A 5,070-nucleotide genomic window follows, 5' to 3' on the forward strand; every position below is an offset into this window, starting at 1 on the left:
CCCTCCGACCGGTCGCCCTTTTGCCCGCGCCAGCGCCCGAGCCGCGCTTCGACGTCGACGCCGCGCCCGCCTAGCCCGGGTTCGGTCAGCAACACAGCGAGCCGCCCTGCCATTTCGGCCTCGTCCGCACATGCGGCGTCCAGCAACATATGCGCGAGAGGCACGGGCAAGGGGATTGCGGCGAGCGCCTTGCCATGCGCAGTGATCCGGCCATCGCCGGTCAGCGCGCCGATCGCCTGCAGCCGCGTCTTCGCTTCCGCAATCGCGGCGGGCAATGGCGGATCGAGCCAGCCCAGCTGGCGCGGATCGACGATGCCCCAGCTGGCACAGTCGAGCACCACCGGCATCAGATCATTCTCGTGAATCTCGGGCGGATCAAATGGCGGCATCCCCGCCGTCGCTGCGGCTTCCCACAATCGATAGGCCACGCCGGGGCCCTGTCGCGCGGCACGCCCCGCGCGCTGCGTCGCCGACGCCTGACTTGCGCGTTCGGTGACGAGGCGTGCGATGCCTGCCGCCTTGTCGAAGCGTGGACGCCGCGACAGGCCCGCATCGATCGCGATGCGCACACCGTCGATCGTCAGGCTGGTCTCGGCGATGCTCGTCGCGAGGATCAGCTTGCGCCGCCCTTCGGGATCACGAACGAGTGCCTTGCGCTGCAGCGCGGGATCTATTTGCCCATGTAGCCGGTGCACGACGAGCGGCAGGCGTGCCTCCTCGACCGCGGCCGCGGCACGTTCGATGTCCGCCGCGCCGGGAAGGAAAGCGAGCATGTCGCCCGCCGGTTCGTCAGCCAGCGCCTGCCGGACCGCTCCCAACACCGACACTTCCAGCCGATCCTCGGCGCGGCGGCCGATATGGCGGAGGTCGAGCGGCCAGATTTTGCCTTCGCTCTTCACCACCGGCGCATTGCCGAGCAAAGCCCCGAAACGCGCGCCGTCGAGCGTCGCTGACATGGCGACGAGACGAAGGTCGTCACGCAGGCCCTGCTGTGCGTCGATGGCGAGCGCGAGCGCGAAATCGCCGTCGAGGCTGCGTTCGTGGGCCTCATCGAACAACACGGCAGACACGCCGACGAGTTCGGGGTCAGCGAGGATACGGTTGCGAAACAGGCCCGGCGTCATCACGAGAAGCCGGGTTGCCGGGGACTGCTTGCTGTCGAGCCGCGTCGCATAACCGACCTTGCCGCCGACTGCCTCGCCCATTTCATCGGCGATGCGTTCGGCCGCGCCGCGTGCGGCGAGGCGGCGCGGCGAGAGCAGCCATACCGCGCCACTGCACCACGGCTGATCGAGGATCGCAGGGGCGACGCGCGTTGTCTTGCCGGCGCCCGGCGGCGCAATGACCACAGCGTTGGGTTTCAGTATCAGGGCTGCCATGATGTGGGGCAGCACGGCATCGATCGGAAGCGGCTGCATCAGGTTCGCGCCGCGGGATTGCCCAGTTCGGCGTTCAGGCGACAAGCCGCGTCCGCAAGGCGCGCAATCTGCTCGGGCGTCACCTCGGTCGCTTGGGCCATTACCAGATTGCCAAGCTCATATTTCCCGCTCGCTCTGATGCGCGGTTCCAGCTCGCGCAGCCGTTTGCCGCGCCAGAAACCGAGCAGCACGCGGTGCTCCTCGGCGCGGATCAATATGCACGGGCCGTTCGCCATGAAGACGAGGTTGGTCCATTTGATCACCTCGACGAAGGACGCGGAGGCCATGATTACGCCGCGCATCATTTCGGCGCGTTCGCGCTGCCAGCCCGAAAGCGCGGCGATATAGGCATCGGGGCTTTCCGCCGCAGGGCCCATCATCGCCATCGCGGCCTCAATAGGCGCGCGCGACCGCGAAGGCGACCGCCTCGGTCAGCGCCGACTTCGCCTGGCTGGCACGGAAACCGCCTATCGCATCGACCGCGCGCTGGCCGTAATGGCGTGCCCGCGCGAGCGTGTCGGTGATCGTGTCATGTTTGCGAAGCAGCGAGGTCGCATGGGCAAGATCCTCGTCCGAGGTCCTGTGGCCGGTGATCGCCTGTTTCCAGAACTCGCGCTCTTCGGCACTGCCGCGCGCATAGGCGAGGATGACAGGCAAGGTGACCTTGCCATCGCGAAAGTCGTCGCCGACGCCCTTCCCCATCGTTTCCTCGTCCGAGACATAGTCGATCGCGTCGTCGACGAGCTGGAACGCGATGCCGAGGTTGCGGCCATAGGCGTCGAGCGCGGCTTCGGTCGCGTCGTCGTGTTCGGCAACGACCGCGGCGATCTTGCACGCTGCGGCGAAGAGCTCGGCGGTCTTGGCGTTGATGATCGCGAGATACTGGTCCTCGCTCGTCTCGATCCGGCGCTGCGCCGAAAGCTGGTTGACCTCACCCTCCGCGATCACCGCCGAGGCGCGCGACAGGATCTTGAGCACCTTTAGCGAGCCGTCCTCGACCATCACCTCGAAAGCCCGGCTGAACAGGAAGTCGCCGACGAGCACCGAAGCGCTGTTGCCCCAGATGAGGTTCGCGGTCTTGCGGCCGCGGCGGAGATCCGATTTGTCGACGACATCGTCGTGGAGCAGGGTCGCGGTGTGGATGAACTCGACCGCGGCGGCGAGCTTGCAATGGCGGCGGCCCGGATAATCGAGCAGCTTGCCGCACGCGAGCGTCAGCATCGGGCGCATCCGCTTGCCGCCGCCCGCGATCAGGTGACCCGCGAGTTCGGGGATCAGTGGCACTTCGGACTGCATCCGGTCGAGAATGACCGAATTCACCTCGTTCATGTCGGCGGCGACGAGCGCCATCATCGGGTCAAGCGAAGGCGGACGGTCGCCGTGGAGGAGGTGTATCTCGGCAGTCATGACGCGGCGAGCCTTGGCGCCGCAGTCACGATTTTGCAACGACTTTCGGCTTGCCAGCAGCCCCCGGCGAGTGCCAAGCGTTCCGGGCAAGACAGGAGCCGCGAACCCATGGACGACCAACTGAGCCGCTATCGCCAGAGCATCGACAACATTGACGCCGCGCTCGTCTATATGCTCGCCGAACGGTTCAAGGTGACCAAGGCGGTCGGCGAACTCAAGGCGCGCGACGGCCTGCCTCCCGCCGACCCCAACCGCGAGGAGCGCCAGATCGAACGGCTGCGCAACCTCGCCCGCGACGCCGACCTCGACCCCGATTTCACCGAAAAATTCCTCCGCTTCATCATCGACGAAGTGATCCGCCACCATCAGCAGGCCAAACGGGAGCAGGACGCATGAGCCTTGACCATCCGATCTTCGCGCGCTGGCCGGCGCAATATCCCGACCGGATCCAGCTTTTCTCCGCGCCGACGCCGAACGGTGTCAAGGTGGGGATCATGCTTGAGGAAACGGGGCTCGCCTACGAACCGCACCGGATCGACATCATGGCGAACGAAAGCCACGATCCGGCCTTCCTCGCGCTCAACCCCAATGGCAAGATTCCCGCAATCTACGATCCCGCGGGACCGAGCGGGCAGCCGCTCGCGCTGTTCGAATCGGGCGCAATCCTGATCTATCTCGCCGACAAGAGCGGAAGCTTTCTTCCCGCCGATCCGAATCAGCGCTACGAGACAATCCAGTGGGTGATGTGGCAGATGGGCGGTGTCGGACCGATGTTTGGCCAGCTCGGCTTCTTCCACAAATTCGCCGGCCGCGACTATGAAGACAAGCGCCCGCGCGACCGCTACGCGGCCGAATCGGCGCGGTTGCTCGGCGTCCTCGACGAACGGCTGACGACGCGCGAATGGGTGATGGGCATCGACTACAGCATCGCCGACATTTCGCTGCTCGGGTGGGTGCGCAACCTGATCGGTTTCTACGACGCCGCCGAAATCGTCGGGTTCGAACGCTTCGGCCATCTGAAGCGCTGGCTGGACGCAGGCCTGTCGCGACCTGCAGTGCAGCGCGGACTGGAAGTAACTGCGGCCTAGGGGGACCGATGAAGAGCACGGCGTTTCGATCGGGGCTGTTTGACAGCCCTGCTGCTCACAGCGCCGTGGGCGCAAGCGCAGACGGACACGGAAGACGCCGCCTTCGACGACGAACTCGTCCACTCGGATGTGCCGCTTTACGGCTATAAGGATAATCTGGTCCCCGAGCATTTCAGCGATGACGACGGCTTCGGCTGCATGAGCCGGGTCGCGAGGGGCGACTGGACACTGAAGCGCAACGGCCTGCCCGACGACGACCCCGAATGGCTTCGGTTGCAAAACTATGGCGTCATGCATTGTGCGATCGTCGAGAGCAGGTCCCATTCGCGCGACCGGCTGGACGAAAGCGGATATCGCTATTCCTTCTTCGTCGAAATCGGAAAGACCCGCATAGCCAACAAGCCGGTCGAGCTTTGGGTGCTGCAATCGGGGACGCGGCCGGGAAGCGATTATCTGCTGTTGGCGCGCACCCCTGCCAACGGCATCATCAACTCGTTCGATGTGCTGCAATCGCGATGCCCGGCCACGCACCGCCGCGAGGGTCCGAATGTCGATATATGGTCGACCGCCTATTGCGCGATCAACGGTCAGCAGAATCTGCTCGCGCTTGCGAAATCAATGGCGACGCGTCCTCCACTCGGCAAGCTGACGTTCGTCGGCGAGATTAAAGACAAGCAGCTGGCGGAGCCAGCCGCCCCCGCGAGCGAGTGACACGGTTTAACCCGCCGGCAACCGCAGCCGCACCATTACACCGCCCAGATCTTCGCTCTCCTCCAGCGCAAGGCTGCCGCCATAGATTTCGGCAACGTCGCGCACGATCGCGAGGCCCAGTCCTGTACCAGGCTTGCCGCTGTCGAGCCGGACGCCGCGATCGATGACGCGAACGCGGTCGTCCGGCGAAATGCCGGAACCGTCGTCTTCGACCAGTATTTCCGCCATATTCCCGTCGCGCTGAACGGTCACGAACACGCTACCTCCGCCATATTTGGCGGCATTTTCGAGCAAATTGCCGACAAGCTCGTCGAGGTCCTGCCGCTCGACCCTGACCACCAGCGTCTTGTCGCCCGCCGCGTCGAGCCGCGCGTCGGGATAGAGCGCCGCAACCGCGCGCGATACGCTTTCGACGCTGTCCCACACGGTCGCGCGCGCCTGCGCGG

General features: G+C 65.5%; 7 protein-coding genes. 3 read left to right on the forward strand and 4 right to left on the reverse strand.

The window, feature by feature from the left end; all coding sequences use genetic code 11:
- From VN047_RS15445 to VN047_RS15455, 3 genes are all read right to left on the reverse strand, one after another.
- On the reverse strand, nucleotides 1-1,418 hold a 1,418-nt coding region (locus VN047_RS15445), incomplete at its 3' end, for a helicase-related protein (protein WP_325544186.1).
- Entirely contained in the window at nucleotides 1,418-1,804 is a 387-nt protein-coding gene (locus tag VN047_RS15450; RefSeq protein WP_325544188.1) for a DUF1801 domain-containing protein, read from the reverse strand. The genes VN047_RS15450 and VN047_RS15445, both read right to left, overlap by 1 nt.
- Nucleotides 1,805-1,811: 7 nt before the next feature.
- On the reverse strand, nucleotides 1,812-2,825 hold the full coding sequence (locus VN047_RS15455) for a polyprenyl synthetase family protein (protein ID WP_325544190.1): 1,014 nt from the start codon (nucleotides 2,823-2,825) through the stop codon (nucleotides 1,812-1,814).
- Nucleotides 2,826-2,933: 108 nt separating this feature from the next.
- Here VN047_RS15455 and VN047_RS15460 point away from each other — a divergent pair, with 108 nt between their 5' ends.
- The 3 genes from VN047_RS15460 to VN047_RS15470 are packed head-to-tail and all read left to right on the forward strand — an operon-like array spanning nucleotide 2,934 to nucleotide 4,624.
- Complete coding sequence (locus VN047_RS15460; protein WP_325544192.1) at nucleotides 2,934-3,221, forward strand: chorismate mutase; 288 nt, start codon at nucleotides 2,934-2,936, stop codon at nucleotides 3,219-3,221.
- The gene (locus VN047_RS15465; RefSeq protein ID WP_325544194.1) at nucleotides 3,218-3,913 is read left to right on the forward strand and encodes a glutathione S-transferase N-terminal domain-containing protein; all 696 of its coding nucleotides are present in this window, start codon (nucleotides 3,218-3,220) and stop codon (nucleotides 3,911-3,913) included. Before VN047_RS15460 ends, VN047_RS15465 begins: the two co-directional genes overlap by 4 nt.
- A 39-nt stretch (nucleotides 3,914-3,952) precedes the next feature.
- Nucleotides 3,953-4,624, forward strand: coding sequence for a hypothetical protein (locus VN047_RS15470; protein WP_325544196.1), 672 nt, complete (start codon nucleotides 3,953-3,955; stop codon nucleotides 4,622-4,624).
- Between the two features lie 6 nt (nucleotides 4,625-4,630).
- Here VN047_RS15470 and VN047_RS15475 read toward each other — a convergent pair.
- On the reverse strand, nucleotides 4,631-5,070 hold a 440-nt coding region (locus tag VN047_RS15475; RefSeq protein ID WP_325544198.1), incomplete at its 5' end, for an ATP-binding protein.

It is taken from the genome of Sphingopyxis sp. (assembly GCF_035565275.1).
In the GTDB taxonomy this organism is placed as follows: domain Bacteria; phylum Pseudomonadota; class Alphaproteobacteria; order Sphingomonadales; family Sphingomonadaceae; genus Sphingopyxis.